The sequence below is a fragment of the Roseateles sp. GW821-FHT09B06 genome (assembly GCF_059418245.1).
Genome location: NZ_JBWKPM010000001.1, coordinates 62,162 through 78,244 on the forward strand (window position 1 = coordinate 62,162; position 16,083 = coordinate 78,244).

At 69.2% G+C, this 16,083-nt stretch carries 16 protein-coding genes; 12 read left to right on the top strand and 4 right to left on the bottom strand.

Annotated elements, in window-relative coordinates; genetic code table 11:
* Positions 1–46: 46 nt before the first annotated feature.
* The 5 genes from AC07OQ_RS00310 (at position 47) to AC07OQ_RS00330 (ending at position 4,957) form a co-directional block, all read left to right on the top strand.
* Entirely contained in the window at positions 47–1,144 is a 1,098-nt protein-coding gene (locus AC07OQ_RS00310) for a flagellar basal body P-ring protein FlgI (RefSeq protein WP_495051081.1), read from the top strand.
* 119 nt (positions 1,145–1,263) lie between these two features.
* On the top strand, positions 1,264–1,632 hold the full coding sequence (locus AC07OQ_RS00315; RefSeq protein ID WP_495051082.1) for a rod-binding protein: 369 nt from the start codon (positions 1,264–1,266) through the stop codon (positions 1,630–1,632).
* 2 nt (positions 1,633–1,634) lie between these two features.
* Positions 1,635–2,978 (top strand): flagellar hook-associated protein FlgK, encoded by a 1,344-nt coding sequence (gene flgK / locus AC07OQ_RS00320; RefSeq protein ID WP_495051083.1) that lies wholly within the window; start codon positions 1,635–1,637, stop codon positions 2,976–2,978.
* A 13-nt stretch (positions 2,979–2,991) separates the two neighbouring features.
* Positions 2,992–3,882: a flagellin N-terminal helical domain-containing protein gene (locus tag AC07OQ_RS00325; protein ID WP_495051084.1), complete on the top strand. Its 891-nt coding sequence runs from the start codon at positions 2,992–2,994 to the stop codon at positions 3,880–3,882.
* Between the two features lie 10 nt (positions 3,883–3,892).
* Complete coding sequence (locus tag AC07OQ_RS00330; RefSeq protein ID WP_495051085.1) at positions 3,893–4,957, top strand: hypothetical protein; 1,065 nt, start codon at positions 3,893–3,895, stop codon at positions 4,955–4,957.
* Between the two features lie 12 nt (positions 4,958–4,969).
* On the opposite strand, the gene AC07OQ_RS00335 is transcribed toward AC07OQ_RS00330, so the two are convergent.
* Positions 4,970–6,757 (bottom strand): ABC transporter transmembrane domain-containing protein, encoded by a 1,788-nt coding sequence (locus tag AC07OQ_RS00335; RefSeq protein ID WP_495051086.1) that lies wholly within the window; start codon positions 6,755–6,757, stop codon positions 4,970–4,972.
* Between the two features lie 71 nt (positions 6,758–6,828).
* On the opposite strand from AC07OQ_RS00335, the gene AC07OQ_RS00340 reads away from it, so the two are divergent.
* From AC07OQ_RS00340 to AC07OQ_RS00350, 3 genes are all read left to right on the top strand, one after another.
* Positions 6,829–7,347, top strand: a complete 519-nt coding sequence (locus tag AC07OQ_RS00340; protein ID WP_495051087.1) for a MarR family winged helix-turn-helix transcriptional regulator — start codon at positions 6,829–6,831, stop codon at positions 7,345–7,347.
* Positions 7,344–7,496, top strand: coding sequence for a hypothetical protein (locus AC07OQ_RS00345; protein WP_495051088.1), 153 nt, complete (start codon positions 7,344–7,346; stop codon positions 7,494–7,496). Before AC07OQ_RS00340 ends, AC07OQ_RS00345 begins: the two co-directional genes overlap by 4 nt.
* A gap of 133 nt (positions 7,497–7,629) precedes the next feature.
* Complete coding sequence (locus AC07OQ_RS00350; RefSeq protein ID WP_495051089.1) at positions 7,630–8,418, top strand: GGDEF domain-containing protein; 789 nt, start codon at positions 7,630–7,632, stop codon at positions 8,416–8,418.
* 8 nt (positions 8,419–8,426) lie between these two features.
* Here the strand turns inward: AC07OQ_RS00350 and AC07OQ_RS00355 are convergent, their stop codons facing one another.
* The 3 genes from AC07OQ_RS00355 to AC07OQ_RS00365 form a co-directional block, all read right to left on the bottom strand.
* Complete coding sequence (locus tag AC07OQ_RS00355) at positions 8,427–9,518, bottom strand: lipocalin-like domain-containing protein (RefSeq protein WP_495051371.1); 1,092 nt, start codon at positions 9,516–9,518, stop codon at positions 8,427–8,429.
* Between the two features lie 216 nt (positions 9,519–9,734).
* A complete protein-coding gene (locus tag AC07OQ_RS00360; protein ID WP_495051090.1) occupies positions 9,735–10,049 on the bottom strand; it encodes a hypothetical protein in 315 nt (104 codons plus the stop codon).
* Positions 10,049–10,354 (bottom strand): hypothetical protein, encoded by a 306-nt coding sequence (locus AC07OQ_RS00365; RefSeq protein ID WP_495051091.1) that lies wholly within the window; start codon positions 10,352–10,354, stop codon positions 10,049–10,051. Before AC07OQ_RS00365 ends, AC07OQ_RS00360 begins: the two co-directional genes overlap by 1 nt.
* 674 nt (positions 10,355–11,028) lie before the next feature.
* Here AC07OQ_RS00365 and AC07OQ_RS00370 point away from each other — a divergent pair.
* The 4 genes from AC07OQ_RS00370 to AC07OQ_RS00385 are packed head-to-tail and all read left to right on the top strand — an operon-like array spanning position 11,029 to position 15,975.
* Positions 11,029–11,943, top strand: a complete 915-nt coding sequence (locus AC07OQ_RS00370) for an enoyl-CoA hydratase/isomerase family protein (RefSeq protein ID WP_495051092.1) — start codon at positions 11,029–11,031, stop codon at positions 11,941–11,943.
* A gap of 57 nt (positions 11,944–12,000) precedes the next feature.
* Positions 12,001–13,287, top strand: a complete 1,287-nt coding sequence (locus AC07OQ_RS00375; RefSeq protein ID WP_495051093.1) for a catalase — start codon at positions 12,001–12,003, stop codon at positions 13,285–13,287.
* Between the two features lie 34 nt (positions 13,288–13,321).
* On the top strand, positions 13,322–13,798 hold the full coding sequence (locus AC07OQ_RS00380) for a (2Fe-2S)-binding protein (protein WP_495051094.1): 477 nt from the start codon (positions 13,322–13,324) through the stop codon (positions 13,796–13,798).
* 5 nt (positions 13,799–13,803) lie between these two features.
* Positions 13,804–15,975 carry a xanthine dehydrogenase family protein molybdopterin-binding subunit gene (locus AC07OQ_RS00385; RefSeq protein WP_495051095.1) on the top strand — a complete coding sequence of 724 codons (2,172 nt, stop codon included), beginning with the start codon at positions 13,804–13,806 and terminating at the stop codon, positions 15,973–15,975.
* Positions 15,976–16,083 lie beyond the last annotated feature (108 nt).

Here is a 16,083-nt window from a genome sequence, read left to right on the forward strand (position 1 = left end):
GGATCCTCGGACCTCGCTTGATGAAGACGGAGCAGTTATGCGAGTGATGAATTTTCTCGGTGGCTTGGTGCTGACCTTGGCAATGCTGCCCGCAGCGGCCGCGCCGCGGCCGCTGGGCCAGCTGGTCAGCATCGAGGGCGTGCGCGAAAACCAGCTGCTGGGCTACGGCCTGGTGGTCGGCCTCAATGGCAGCGGCGACAGCACCCAGGTGCGCTTCGCCGGCCAGTCGGTCAACAACCTGCTGAAGCAATTCGGGCTCAAGCAGCCCGAACGGGTCGATGCCAAGAGCAAGAACGTCGCCACCGTGATGGTCAGCGCCAGCTTCCCCAGCGGCTACCGGCGCGGCCAGACCATCGACGTCACCGTCTCCTCGCTGGGCGATGCCAAGAGCCTGCGCGGCGGCGTGCTGCTCTTGACCCAGCTGCATGGAGCCGATGGCGAGGTCTATGCGCTGGCCCAGGGCAATATGGTGGTGGGCGGCCTGTCGGCGCAGGGCCAGAGCGGCTCCAGCGTCACCGTCAACACGCCGACCACCGGCCGCATTCCCAACGGCGCCTCGATCGAGCGCGAGATCGAGAGCGATTTCGACAGCCGCCCCACGGTGCAGCTGAGCCTGAAGCGCCCCAGCTTCCAGACCGCCACCACCATCGTCGAGGCCATCAACAAGCGCTTCGGCGCCGGGCTGGCCAGCACCCGCGATGCCACCGGCGTTGAGGTGCAGGCTCCCGAGCAGCCGACCCAGCGCGTCGCCTTCATGGCGCAGCTGCAGGGGCTGAACATCGAGGTGGGCGAGGCGGTCCCGAAGGTGGTGTTCAACTCGCGCACCGGCACTGTGGTAATCGCCGAGGGCGTGCGCGTGCGCCCGGCGGCCGTCTCGCACGGCGCGCTGAAGGTGGTGATCAGCGAGCGCCCCCAGGTCAACCAGCCCCAGCCCTTCAGCCAGGGCCAGACCCAGGTGACGCCGCAGTCGAGAGTCGCGGTCGACCAGGGCAACGGCCGCATGCTGCGCTGGCCGGCCGGCGCCAGCCTGCAGGCCATCGTCGACACCATCAACAGCATCGGCGCGAACCCGGACGACATCATGGCCATCCTGCAAGCCCTGGACCAGGCCGGCGCGATCGACGGCGAACTGCAAGTGATCTAGCCCACCCCCCACCCCCTACGCGCTTGCGCGCGCCCCCTCAAGGGGGCAGGTCCGACGGACCGGCAGAGCCGGATCCGCGGACCTCGCTGGGTTGAGTGTGGTGTGCCGAAAGAAAAGACATGAACATCGAGAATGGACTTCAGCAAGGCCAGGCCCGGAGCGAGGAGGCGCGGCTGCGCCAGCGCGCCACCGATGCGGCCGTCAAGTTCGAGGCCTTCTTCATCAAGCAGATGATGGGTCAGATGCGCGCCGCGACCCGGGTGCTGGCCGACGAGGACAGCCCGCTGAAGAACAAGGTCAACGAGGACATGCTGGATCTGGCCGACGGCCTAGTGGCCGATGCGATGGCCGGGCAGCGTGCCTTCGGCATCGCCGACCTGATGCTCAGGCAGGTCCTGCCGGCCAGCGGTTTAAGTCCGGCCGCTGCCGCGTCGCCTTCCTCCGCTGAAGCGGTATCCCCCACGCCGCAAGCGGGCAAGCAGCCATGAGCATGATCAACAACGCCCTGTCGGGCGCCATCGCCGCGCAAGCGGCTCTCAGCACCAACAGCCAGAACATCGCCAATGCGATGACGCCGGGCTATACCCGCCAGGGCGTGCTGCTGAACTCGGTGCTGTCGGGGGCCTCCGGTCAGGGCGCTGCCGGCAGTGGCGTCACCGTGTCGGCCCTGCTGCGCTTCTCCGACGGCTACAAGTCGCAGCAGATGTGGCAGGCCGCCGCCAGTCTGGGCCATTTCAGCGCCGGCCAGCCCTACCTGAACCAGCTGGAACAGGTGATGTCGGACGACACCTCCAACATCAACCAGGGCTTGGACGCCTTCTTCGCCGCGCTCAACGCCGCCAGCGTCGAGCCCGACTCCGCGCCGTTGCGCGCCCAGGTGCTGACCTCGGCCGAAGGCCTGGCGCGGCGCTTCAACAGCATGCAGCAGCTGCTCAGCAACCAGACCCGCGCGGTCAACGAGCAGCAGGCCGCGGCGGCCAAGCAGATCAACGGCTATGCCTCCGACATCGCGCTGTTGAACAAGCAGATCGCCGCCGGCCGCGCCTCCGGCATCAATGTCTCGGGCCTGCTGGATGCGCGCGACCAGCGCATCGACGCCCTGTCCGGCCTGGTCGGGCTGCAGGTGGTGGCTCAGGCCGATGGCACGGCCAACGTGTCCCTGAAGAACGGCCAGCCGCTGGTGATCGGCAGCGAGGCCGCGACCGCCAGCATCGATACCGGCACCGGCGTGATGACCTTGCAGTTTGCCGGCAGCTCCTTCGAGGTCAAGGACGGCGAGCTGGGCGGTCAGCTGGGCGGCCTGCGCGCGCTGCTGCGCGACGTGGTGGCGCCGATGCAGACCCGGCTGAAGGACCTGGCCGCCACCCTGGCCACCGAGGTCAACGACACGCTGGCGGCCGGCCAGGACATGGCCGGCAACCCGGGCCTCGCGCTGTTCAACGCGGTGGGCAGCGACGGCCGCATGAGCATCAACGCCGGCCTGAAGCCCGAGCAACTGGCCTTCGCCAGGGCCGGCAGCTCGGCGGGCAACAGCGAGAACCTGGCCGAGCTGATCGCGCTGCGCGACAGCGCACAGGTGAACGGCGTGCAGTTGGGCGATGTGTACACGCAGATCGTCGGGCGCCTGGGGGTGCAGAGCCAGCAGAACATCGCTGGCGAGAAGACCGCGCAGACCGTGCGCGACCAGTCTGAGGAGAGCTGGAAGTCCACCAGCGGCGTCAACCAGGACGAGGAAGCCATCAACCTGATGCAGTTCAAGCAGATGTACGAGGCGAACATGAAGGTGGTGGCAGTGGCCAACGAACTGTTCGACAGCCTGTTGGCCATGGCCTGAGGAGGAACCAGCTATGCGTATCGCCAGCAACCAGTACCACGCCACGATGAACAGCGCCCTGCAGGCCGCCAACACCGGCCTGTCCCAAGTGATGCAGCAGATGGCCTCGGGCAATCGCATCCAGGTGCCCTCCGACGACACCATCGCCACGGTGCGCCTGGCGCGGCTGTCGCGCGAGGAGGCCGCGCTGGACCAGTACCGCGACAATATCGGCGCGCTGAAGAGCCGCCTGCAGACCAGCGAGGTGACGCTGGACAGCATGCAGGAAGACATGATGATGGCGCGCGATCTGCTGGTCTGGGCGGCGGACGGGACCAACACGGCGGAGGACCTGCAGGCCATGTCGGCCTCCCTGGCAACCCTGCGCGACAGCCTGTTCCATGCGGCCAACAGCCGCAACGCCGAGGGGCGTTTCCTGTTCTCCGGCACCGCCACGCTGACGGACACCGTGCTGTTCGACGGCACGCAGCCGGCGGGCGGCCGCTATGCCCCGGGCGCCGGCATCAATACCGAGGCGCAGCTGGTGGCCGTCGGCAACGAGATCACGGTGGGCGGCAATGTCGCGCTCGACGATATCTACGACTTCTTGAACCAGCTTGATCTGGTGGTGGCCGACCTGGCGGCCGGCACCAGGATCGGCAGCGCGCCGCTGTCCGATCTGGACGGCGCGATGAACAAGATCACCGGCTTCATCTCCGAGCTGGGGCGCCGCCAGAACATCCTGCAGACCCTGGACGACAATCACGCCTCGGTGAGCCTGTCCAACCAGCAGTCCGCGCTGGACCTGGGAACGCTGGACTATGCCGAAGCCTCGGTGCGCCTGAACAGCTACACGCTGGCGGTGCAGGCCACGCAGAAGGCCTACGCCAAGGTCAGCAACCTGAGCCTCTTCAACGTCCTCTGAGCCCGTGACCTTGCAAGTTCCCGTGATTTCCGGCGGCAGCGGCCGCAGCTCCCAGGTCCAGCTGCAGGGCCGCGCCGGTATCGACCGCGTCGGCGCGGTGCCCGGCAGCGCTGCGACCGGCAGGGCCGGCAGCGAGCCGGCGCCGACGAATGCGGTGCCTCGCTCCAGCGCCAACCCCTTGCGCGAACCAGGCCTGCAGCAGCGCCTGGGCAGCCTGCAGCAGGGCGCCGCCTATCTGGACGAGTTGGGCCGCACGCTGCAGGAGCTGAAAAACGGCCTGAGCCAGAGCCTGGCGCGCCCGGGCACCGCCGCGACGGCCGGTCTGGCGGACAAGCTGCAGGCCCTGCAGCTGCAGTGGAATGCGCGCGCGGCCGAGGGCGGCGGCGCGCTCGATGCGGCGTTGCAGGTCGTGCCCGAGGGCGAGACGACGCGTCAGCGTTTCCGCCTGCGCGGGCTTGACCTCAACAGCCTGGCCGCGGCCGGCACCGAGACCCTGCGTCTGGCGCTGCCGGGCCAGGCCCGCAGCATCGCCGTGCCGCTGGACGGTCGCGGTCTGCAGCCGGCGCTGCAGACCCTGCAGCGCGCGCTGGCACCCACCGGCCTGCGCGTCGACACCAGCGGTGGCAGCCTGCAGTTCAGCGTGGCGGAGGCCGATTGGCCCGCCTTGCGCGACGGCCTGGGCATCAAGGGGGACGGCAAGCGCTTTCCCAGCGGACAGACCGTGCGGGCGCTGCTGGACCCGGCGGCCGATGCGCTGACACCGGGAGCCTGGCGCATCGACAGCCCCGAGGCGCAGCGGCGCAGCCTGGTGCTGCTGCTGCAGGCACAGCAGCAGCTGGGCCAGGCACGCCAGCAGCTGGAACAGCAGCTGAACGCGGCCGGCGGCAGCACCGCGCAGAGGTTGGACGAGGCGGCCGAGGCCGAGGCCCTGGCCGTCTTCGCGGCCGAGTTCGCCCGCGCGCCCCAGGAGGCGACGCTCGACTACGGCCGCCTGTCGGCCCTGGCGCCGGCCCTGCTGGGCCTGCACCGGGCCCAGGTGCAGCAGTTGCTGCTGCCGGCTGCCGCCCAGGGCTGAGGCGCGGCAGCCTCAGGCCGCAAACTGCAGCGCGGCCAGCCGCGCATACAAGCCGGCGCGCGCCAGCAGCTCCGCATGCGTGCCCATCTCGACGATGCGGCCGTGCTCCATCACGACGATGCGGTCGGCGCGCTGCACGGTGGCGAGCCGGTGCGCGATCACCAGGGTGCTGCGGTCCTGCATCGCCACCTCCAGCGCGGCCTGCACCATGCGCTCGCTCTCGGCGTCCAGCGCGCTGGTGGCCTCGTCGAGCAGCAGCAGCGGTGGGTTCTTCAGGATCGCGCGGGCGATGCTGATGCGCTGGCGCTGGCCGCCCGACAGGCGCACGCCGCGTTCGCCCAGAAAGGTCTGGTAGCCCTCGGGCAGCTGGAGGATGAAGTCGTGCGCGAAGGCGGCGCGGGCCGCGGCCATGACTTCCGCATCGCTGGCCTCGGGGCGGCCGTAGCGGATGTTCTCCAGCGCATTGGCCGAGAAGATCACGCTGTCCTGCGGCACCAGGGCGATGCGCCGGCGCAGGGCCTGCAGCGAGGCGTCCTTGATCGGCACGCCGTCCAGGCGGATCTCGCCCTGCTGCGCGTCGTAGAAGCGCAGCAGCAGCTGGAACACCGTGCTCTTGCCGGCGCCGCTGGGGCCGACCAGCGCGACTGTCTCGCCGGGCGCGATCCGCAGGCTGAAGTCCTCCAGCGCGGCCTGCAGCGGTCGCGAGGGGTAGTGAAAACGCAGGCCTTCCAGGCTCAGCGCGGAGCCGCCGCGCGTGGCCGGCAGCGGCGCTGGGGCGGGCGGCTCGCTCACCGGCGAGCGGGTGGCCAGCAGCTCCATCAGGCGCTCGGTCGCGCCGGCCGCGCGCAGCACCTCGCCCCAGACCTCGGCCAGCACCGCGACGCTGCTGACCAGCAGGGTCACGTAGACCACGGTCTGCCCCAGATGGCCGGCGGAGATGTCACCGGCCAGCACCGCCTGGGTGCCCTGGTAGAGGCCCCACAGCAGGGCGCCGAAGGTCGCGCTGATGATGAAGGCCACCAGGGCCGAGCGAACCCGGATGCGCTTGCGCGCAGTGTCGAAGGCGGCCTCGCTGGCGCGAGCGAAGCGGCTCGTCTCCGCCCCCTCCTGCGTATAGCTCTGCACCACCGGCACGGCGTTCAACACTTCGGTCGCGATCGCGCTGGTGTCGGCGACGCGGTCCTGGCTGGCGCGGCTGAGCTTACGCACGCGCCGCCCGAAGTAGATCGCCGGCGCCACCACCAGCAGCAGCAGGCCCAGCACCTGGCCCATCACCCAGGGATTGGTGACGATCAGCATGGTCAACGCGCCCAGGCCCATGACGCTGTTGCGCAGGCCCATCGACAGGCTGGAGCCCACCACGGTCTGCACCACCGTCGTATCGGTGGTGATGCGGCTCAGCACCTCGCCAGTCTGGGTATGTTCGAAGAACTCGGGGCTCTGGCGCAGCACATGGCTGTAGACCGCATTGCGCAGATCGGCGCTGACCCGCTCGCCCAGCCAAGTGACCGCGTAGAAGCGCGCGGCCGAGAAAAGGCCCAGCGCCGCGCCGACGGCAAACAGCGCCAGGAAATGCCCGCGCAGCGCCAGCACGCGCTGGCCCGGATCGGCGGCTACCAGGCCCTGGTCGATCAATCCTTTCAGCGCCAGCGGAAAGGCCAGCGTGGCCAGGGCCGCCAGCAGCAGGAAGATCAGGGCCAGCGCGATGCGGCCGCGGTAGGGCCGCAGAAAGGGCAGCAGGCCGCGCAGCGCGCGCGGCGGGGCGGTGGACTTCCGGTCGGCAGAGGAGGAGGAACTCATGGTGTCCAGGCTTCGGGATGCAACATTCCAGGAATTTCAATAATAATTGCCTAGGCAATTAGATTTTGCCGATGAAAAACACTTCGAGCCGCGAGGGGCGGGCTCCCGCGTTCTACCGGGCCGAGGACTACCGGCCTCAGGAAAGCCTGGGCTGGCTGCTCAAGCGCATCATGCAGACCTTCGTCCAGGCCGCCAGCAAACAGCTGCTCGGACATGGGCTGAGCCATGGGCAGTGGCAACCGCTGATGCGGCTGCGCTTTGGCGGCAGCCGCTCGGCGGCTGCGCTGGCCAAGGAGCTGGACATGGATGCCGGTGCGATGACCCGCCTGCTGGACCGGCTCGAGGCCAAGGGTCTGACCCGGCGCCAGCGCTCCAGCAGCGATCGCCGTGTCGTGATGGTGGAGCTGACGGAGGAGGGCCGGCGTCTGACGGACGTGCTGCCGGAGGTGTTTTCCGATGTTCACAACGCCCATCTCGCCGGCTTCAGCCACGCGGAATGGCAGCAGTTGCTGGCCCTGCTGCAGCGCGTGGTTGCCAATGGCGAGGCGCTGCGCGACTCGACGACCCATGTGGGCGACTCCAAAGAATGAGCAAGACCTCAACCCTCGGATGGCGCCTCGCGCTGAGCCTCGCGGCCTCGGCCGTGCTGATCCTGATCCTGATCGCCAGCATCTGGCTGACCCGACGTCCACCGCCCATCGGTGGCGCCGCGCCGGTCGACGTCGGCGGCGCGCATTGACTCCGCCGGCCGCGGCATGCGGTTCGGCACCCCGCTCTTTGGGGGGGCGGGTGTGCGGCGGGGCGGGGCTGTGGTCGAATAGGGGCGTGGCGATTGAAGCGCATTGAATAGGCGCGATTGACGGTCCCTCCGGATGCAGCACCTCCTCACCGACCCGCCGGCCTGGCTGCCGGCCTCGCACCGCTGGCTGAGGCGACTGGGCCACCGCTGGTCGCTGGCGCTGCTGGTGATCGCGACCGCCCTGGCGGCGCTGGGGCTGTCCCGGCTGTTCGACGGGCCGCTGGCCGTGGTGTTGTTCAGCGCCGGCCTGGTCGCCCTGTTCGGCTACCTGCTGCTGAGCCTGCTGCGCCACCTGGACCGCACCCAGCGCCACCTGAGCCGCCAGACCCTGCTGGATGCGCTGACCGGGGCCTACAACCGCCGTCATTTCCTGGAGCTGGTGGAGCGCGAATGGTCGCGCGCCAAGCGCTATGAGATGCCCTGTGCCCTGCTGCTGCTGGACGTCGACCATTTCCGCCAGGTCAACGAACAGCATGGTCAGCGCTGCGGCGACCAGCTGCTGCGCGGCATCGCCGAGGCGGCGCTGGAGACCCTGCGCCAGGCCGACATGCTGGCGCGCTTTGGCGGTGAGGAGTTCATCGTCTTTCTGCCGCACACCGACCCGCTGGGCGCGCTGGACGTGGCCGAGCGCATACGCGAGCGCATCGAGACGCTGGACTTCCACTGGAACGGACGCGACGTGCCGGTCAGTGCCAGCCTGGGCGTGGCGGCCCTGCATGCCCACCACATCACGCTGGACCAGCTGATCAACGATGCCGACGAGGCCTTGCATCAGGCCAAGTCGGCCGGCCGCAACTGCGTGCGCGCCAGCACCGGCCTGCTGCCGGGACGCTCCGGCGTGCTGAACCGGCCGCTTGGTTGAATGTCCGGCTAGCCGAGCCGCATGCGGCCGGCGTAGCCGGTCAGCTCCAGATAGCCGTAGCCCAGCAGCCGCCCGTCGGCGTCGCGCAGCGCGGCCGCCCCCTCCCAGTAGAGCAGCCCGCTGCTGGCGCGCGCGTCGATCTCCTGGGCATCCATCAGGGCCTCGAAATGCCAGCCCGCCATGCCCGGGCCGCTCAGGCGCCAGGCCAAGGGATAGTCGGCCCGGCTGGCCGGGCTGCGCCAGTGCCGCAGCGGCTGCAATTGCAGCTCGCCGTCGGCAAAGCTGCGGCTCGTGCCGTCCGCGGCGCGCCAGCCGCCGCCGCTCCACAGGCTGCTGCCGTCGCTGCGGCGCAGGCGGAAGGCGGTCAGCGCGCGGCCATCCAGCAGATTGACGCACAGCCAGTCCCAGCCCACCGCCTCGGGGGCCAGCAGCTGGTCGCTCCATTCATGGTCCAGCCAGGAGCGGCCCTGCAAGATCTGGGGTGAGGCGCCCGCTAGGCTCAGCCGGGCCCGGGTCTGCAGCTGCGGCCGGCTGTAGTAATGGCTGGCCTGGGCAGGATCGGGGCCCTTGCGCGAATAGCCGGCCTCGCCCTGCAGCAGCGGCGGGGCGGTCGTGCGCAGTTCCAGTGCCAGCGCGAAGTCGTGGCCGCCGAAGCGCGCGGCATAGCCCTCGGCCGTGCGGCGCAAGCTCCAGTCGCGCAGGCGCAGATCGCAGTCCGGCTCGGCCGCATGGACGCCTCCCGGGCCGATGCGCGCCAGACGCTGCTCGTGCAGGAGGCGCTGCCCGCGCAGGTCGCTCAGCGCCACATGGGCCAGCAGCAGCTGGCGCGGTGCCAGCGCGCTGGGATGCGCCTGCACGACCGGGTCGCGGTTGCGCAGGCGGAAGAAGGTCAGCTGGTAGCCGTAGCGCGGCGGGGTCGCGTCGGTCTCGCCCAGCAGCCCGGTCAGGTACCACCATTCCAGCGCGGTCTCCGGGTGCGCGCCGAAGTCGCGCGGGAAGCGCAGCGCGCGCCGGCTCACGCCCGGCGCCGGCTCGGCCGCCAGCGCAGGCCCGGCCAGGGCCCACAGCAGCCAGGCGCGGCGCGGCAGATGCGGCGGCATCACCAGCGCGTCTGAATGCTATGGGCCAAGCCGCAAGTCTCTGAATTCATTGAGACTTCGGCCGCTAACGGATTGAGGGTAGATCGCTTCTGGGTCCATGTTCGATGTGTCCGATGCCGCGTGGTCTCGAGATTTTGTCGTGGCCCGCTCTCCGCAGGCACTCATTGTTGCTTGAACGGGGCGCGGCTGGCACGAATCGCTCGGCGCCTGCGCGGTTCATCCCGTAACAATGAACCGATCCGCGCGTACCGCCGCCAGAACGGCTGCCGGATCCGGAGCCAATGCGTCCACCGGCGGCCGGCCATTGGTCCAGACATTGGGCGTCACGAACCACAGTGCAATCTCCCAATCGTCGAAGGTATCGCGCAGCGCCTGTATCACGCCGACGGCGCGGGCGGCGGGCCGCATGCAGTCGCTATCGAACTGGAATAGCGGAATCAGGAGCTGCCCGCGCGATTCGAGATGGATGATCGTGCGATCGACGATCCATCGCGCCAGGATGGAGATCGGCTGTTCGCAGTGGTCGCGCATCAGCCTGGCAACTTCGTCGCCGGCGACCAGGCCTCCGCTCCGTCGGAGCCCACGCGACACGACCGCAAGGGCATCATCCCCATCGCGGCGGATCGCCGCGCCGTCTCGATGGCGCCATCGATGTTGGGTGTTTCGGCGCTCAGGACGCGCGGGCAGGTGCTCGCGTTGATGGCGATACCGGAAAGCGGCTGCTTGACCTCGTGTGCGACCGCCGCGGCAAAAACACCGATGTCCGCTGCCGAACCGTTGCAGATAGCGCAACACGGGCCGACCGAATGCAGGGCTGAGTTGACGCTTCTCGGCATGGAAGGCTCCTGGAAGACGGCTTGTTTGAGTGCTAGGCGTTGATTCAAGCATCGGTCATTCGGCCTCGCATGTCCTTGGAGCCGGCCTGAAGATTTTCTGAAGCTCTCCTCAGGAGCGCTGTTTCGAAGCAGCCCGCCCGACGGCTTCGCGGCAGGCGCTGCGCTTTCGACCTCGGTTTTGGGCCGACACGCCGTCACGGACGCGCATGAAGGCCAGCGCGAGTGAGCGGGCGCTCGGGCTGCTTCGCCAAGGCGGCGAGCAGATCCATGGCGTGCGACCGGATGACGATCTCGGTCCCGGCCTTCAGCAGGCGGCTTTGTCCAATTGCAGCTCGAAGGCGTAGAAGCAACCAGGCCGAGAGCCTCCGGCCTTGCGTCGCCGTCGCCACCGACGAGGGTTGGGCATCGGGATAGGACCTAAGTCCGATTTACCGATCCGTGCCTGCGTGGTCAGATGCCCCTGAACGGATGACTTCGCGAGTCCGGCCCAGCGCGCTGACTTGGTCTTCGTGGTAGTCGGCAGTCCCAGGAAAGGAACACCATGAATTGCAAAGTCGAGGATCCCATCTCCCATCCGTGCCGAAAGTGGTGACCCCGCCGCTTGAGGTCTTCCAGAGCGTGCGCCGGGTCCTGCCCGCGCGCGACCCGCACTACTTCCACCTTGGAGTCTTGCCATGAAATTGCCCCTGATCGCCGCAGCGCTCATCGCCGTTGGCATCGCGTTCGTCAGCCCGGCCCAGGCTCAGACGGCCGCGGCCCCCAAGCGCCAGTCCGTCACCGACGCCAAGGACCAGGTCCGGCTGACCCGCGTCACGCCCGAGTACTGGCGGGTCACCTTCCACAACCCGCCGTTCAACATCTACGGCCCGGGCACGATGCCGCAGCTGAACCAGGTCGTGACCGCGATCGAGACCGACCCGCAGGTGCGCGTCGTGGTGTTCGACAGCGATGTGCCGGACTTCTTCCTGACGCATTACGACTTCCTGCCGCCCGGCAAGACCGGCCTGCCGCAGCTGCCCGACATGCTGGTGCGGCTGAGCAAGGCCCCGGTCGTGTCGATCTCGTCGATTCGCGGACGCGCCACCGGCGTGGGCAGCGAGCTGGCCCTGGCCACCGACATGCGCTTCGCCAGCCGCGAGAAGGCCAAGCTGTCGCAGTTCGAGATCGGCGCCGGCTTCGCGCCGGGCGGCGGCCCGATGGCGCGGCTGCCGCGCCTGATCGGCCGCGGCCGCGCGATGGAGGTGCTGATGACCGGCACCTACCTCAACGGCGACATCGCCGAGCGCTACGGCTACGTCAATCGCGCGCTGCCCGATGCCGAGCTGGATGGCTTCGTCGACACGATGGCGCGCCGCATCGCCAGCTTCGACAAGCAGACCATCGCCGACATCAAGCGCCTGGTCGACGCCAGCAGCCTGCCGAGCAACGAGCAGATCGGTGCCGAGTGGGAGGCCTTCCTCACGTCGGTGCAGCGCCCGGCCGCGCAGCAGCGCATCGGCACGCTGCTGCAGCAGGGGCTGCAGAAGAACGTGGATCTCGAGACGCATCTGGACGACTACACCGGCAGGCTGGGCAAGTCAGCGAAGTGAGCTGCGGCTGCGCCTGCGCAGACGAGCAGCGCAGCCATCGAGCCCCGAGGAGAAGTCATGCACTCACGCCTTTTGGTAGCGCTGGGCCTGGCGTCCGTCGTCGCCCCTGCCGCGGCGGCGGGCGACGCGCCGGCCGCCGCGCAGAAGCCCCTGTCCGTCGAACTGGTCGAGGCGCTCAACAAGATCGCCGACGGTCCCCATCCGGGGTACCGCGCCAATCACGCCAAGGGCGTCACGGCCACCGGGCAGTTCGTTCCCTCCGACTCGGCGCGCACGCTGAGCAAGGCGCCTCACTTCGCGGCGCCCGTGCCGATCACCGTGCGCTTCTCCAATGACAGTGGCCGCATCAACTTCTCCGATGCCTCGCGCGATGCGCGTCCGCACGGGATGGCCGTGCGCTTCCACCTGGCCGATGGCGGATCGACGGACATCGTGACCAACACCACGAAGGCGTTTCCGGTATCCACGCCGGAAGAGTTCCTGGCCCTGCTGAACGCCGCGATCGCCAGTGGGCCGGATGTGCCGAAACCGACCCCGTTCGAGCGCTTCGTTGCGACCCATCCGACGGTGCGCACATATGTCACGACCTTCCATCCGCCACCGCTGAGCTTCGGCACGATGACCTACTTCGGACTGAATGCCTTCAGGTTCACGAACGCCCAGGGCCAGAGCCGCTACGTTCGTTACCAACTGCGTCCGGCTGCGGGGGAGCAGTATCTGTCCGAGGACGCCGCCGCCAAGGTCGCGCCCAACTACCTGATGGACGAACTGCCGGCGCACCTTGCCAAGGCCCCGGTGAAGTTCACGCTCGTCGCGCAACTGGCCGGGCTCGGCGACGACGTCAACGACCCTGCGCGAGCCTGGCCCGCCGGCAATCCGATCGTCGAGCTGGGCACCATCACGGTGGACAAGTTCGTCGCCGATGCCGAGGCAGACCGGGCCCTTCTCTTCAACCCCGTGTCGCTGCCCCCGGGCATCGAGCCCTCCGCCGATCCGGTGCTTGCCCTGCGATTCCCGGCCTATGCCGTCAGCTTCGGCCAGCGTTCGCCAGGAGGAGGGGGGGCCGCGACGGTCACCGAATCGAAGCCGTCGAGCGCCTCGGAGCAGTTGGCCAGGAGCAGGAACTGTCTGAACTGCCACTCGGTCGCCAGCAAGCTCGTTGGTCCGGCGTACCGCGACGTCGCTGCCAAGTACGCGGGCCGGGCGGATGCCGAGGACAGGCTGGTGGGCAAGGTTCTGGCTGGCAGCTCGGGCGTCTGGGGGCCGATTCCGATGCCGCCGAACACGCAGGTCTCGGAAGCGGAGGCGCGCACGCTGGTGAAGTGGGTGCTGCAGCTGAAATAGACCTTGCGCTCTGACGCGCGAAAGGAGTGACACGATGTCGTACACGCTGAAGATCAATGGCCGGGCGCATGTCGCCGACGTCGACGAAGACACGCCGCTGCTGTGGGTGATCCGCGACGTGCTGGGGATGACCGGCACCAAGTTCGGCTGCGGCATGGCGCTGTGCGGCGCCTGCACGGTCCACCTCGATGGCAAGCCGGTGCGCTCCTGCGTGACGCCGGTCGGCGCCGTGGGCAGGGCCGCGATCACCACGATCGAGGCGATCGGCCGCACGCCCGCGGGCAAGCGCATCCAGGCGGCCTGGATCGCCAAGGACGTGCCGCAGTGCGGCTACTGCCAGTCCGGACAGATCATGTCGGCGGCGGCCCTGCTGGCGGGCAAGCCGAATCCGAGCGACGCGGACATCGACGCCGCGATGAGTGGCAATGTGTGCCGCTGCGGCACGTACGCGCGCATCAAGGAAGCGATCAAGATCGCCGCAGCCGGCGGCGCCGGGGCGGCAAGGAGTTGATGAGCATGGAAACCCACACGGTCATCGAGGAGTGCGGCGATGCATCGCCGTCGCGTCGCAGCTTCCTGCGGGTTTCGGCGGGTGCGGGCGCGGCAATGCTGCTCGCGTTCCGCCTGCCGATGGGCAAGGCCTTTGCGGCCGACGCGGATTTCCGGCCCAATGTGTATATCCGCATCGCGCGCAGCGGCCGGGTGGCCTTCATCGTGCCCTTTACCGAGATGGGCCAGGGGACCTTCACCGCCGTGCCCATGATGCTGGCCGAAGAGCTCGACGTGGCCCTGTCGGACGTGACGATCGAGCAGGCGCCCGCGGACGAGAAGGCCTACGCGCATCCGCAGTTCGGCCTGCAGATCACCGGCGGCTCCGCCTCCGTCAGCGCCGCCTGGAAGGCGGTGCGCGGCGCGGGTGCCACCAGCCGCGCGATGCTCGTGGGCGCAGCCGCCGACGAGTGGAGGGTCCGGCCCGAGGATTGCACGACGCATCGGGGCGAGGTGATCCATGCCGCCAGCGGCCGTCGCCTGTCGTACGGTGCGCTCGCGGCGCGGGCTGCCGCACGGCCGCTGCCGTCCGGCGTCGTCCCCAAGGACCCGCGGCGCTACGCGCTGGTGGGCACGCCCATGAAGCGGCTGGACACGCGCGCCAAGGTGGACGGTAGCGCCGTCTTCGGTATCGACGTGCGTCCGCCCGGCGTCAAGGTGGCGGCGGTGGCGAACTCGCCGGTGTTCGGCGGCACCGTGCGCCACGTTGATGACACGAAAGCGCGTGCCGTGAGGGGCGTGCGCCAGGTCGTGGTGGCAGACAGCATCGTCGCCGTGGTGGCCGATCACTACGGTGCGGCGAAGAAGGGCCTCGCCGCGCTGGTGATCGAATGGAACGAAGGCGCCAATGCGGACTTTTCCAGCCAGACCTGGCGCGACACGATCAAGGCCGACCTCAGGAAAACCGGGGCGGTGGCGGTGCGGGAAGGCGACTTCGCCCAAACCCGCGCAAGCGCCGCGCAGACCTTCGAAGCCCGGTATGAGGCGTCACCGTTGGCGCATGCGACGATGGAGCCGTTGAACTGCACGCTGCATGTCCGGGCCGACGGATGCGACGTATGGCTTGGAACGCAGGCGCCCGCGCGCGTGCAGGGCCTGGTCGCGCGGGTGCTGGGCCTGCCGGCGCAGCAGGTGGCGGTGCACAACCACCTCCTCGGCGGCGGTTTCGGACGCAAGCTCGATGCCGATTATGTCGAGCAGGGGGCGAAGATCGCCAAGCAGGTCGCCGGCCCGGTGAAGCTGATCTGGAGCCGCGAGGAGGACCTGCAGCACGACACCTACCGGCCGTATTACTGCGACGAGCTGTCGGCCGCGCTGGATGCTTCGGGCCGAGTCGTGGGCTTCAGCCATCGCATCGGCGGATCGTCGATCGTCGCGCGCTATGCGCCGCAATGGATGGCCGCGGGTTCCGCGGATCCGGACGCCGTCGATGCGGCGGCGGGGCCGTACTCGACACCTGTCAAGTACGTCGAGTATGTGCGCTCGGAGCCGCCCGCGGGGCTGCTCACCGGCTGGTGGCGCGGCGTGGGGCCAACGCATAACTGTTTCGTCAACGAAGGTTTCATGGACGAGCTCGCGGCGCGGGGCAAGGCCGATCCGGTGGCCTTTCGTCGCGCTCACCTCGACGGGAATCCGCGCGCGCGGGCCGTCCTGGACCTCGCGGCCGAGAAAGCGGGCTGGGGCCGCAAGCTGCCGCCCGGAAGGGGTATGGGCGTGGCGCTGCTCAACGCATGGAACAGCTATGTCGCGCTGGTCGTCGAGCTCAGCGTCCGCGCGGACGGCGCGGTGCAGGTCCATCGCATGACCTCGGCCGTCGACTGTGGCACCGTCATCAATCCGGACATCGTGCTCGCGCAAATGCAAGGCGGCCATGTCTTCGGGCTGACGGCCGTGATGTATGGCTCGCTGACCATCGAGCGCGGCCGCGTGCAGCAGAGCAACTTCCACGACTACCCCATGGTGCGAATGAGCGAGTCGCCCGCCATCGAGGTGCATCTCGTCAAGGGCGAGGGCGATCCCGGCGGCATGGGCGAGATCGGCACGGCGGTGGTGGCTCCCGCGTTTGTCAATGCCCTCTACGCCGCCTCGGGCAAGCGCTTCCGGACCTACCCGATTCCGGCGCAAGCGCTGAAGTCATGAGCGATGTCCTCCGGCGGCGGCGGCCTGCCATTTGACGCAAGACCGACCGCCACGCGGCGGTGCTTCCCCTGCACCGCCGTGCCACCGGCTTTCTTGCCGACAGATCGA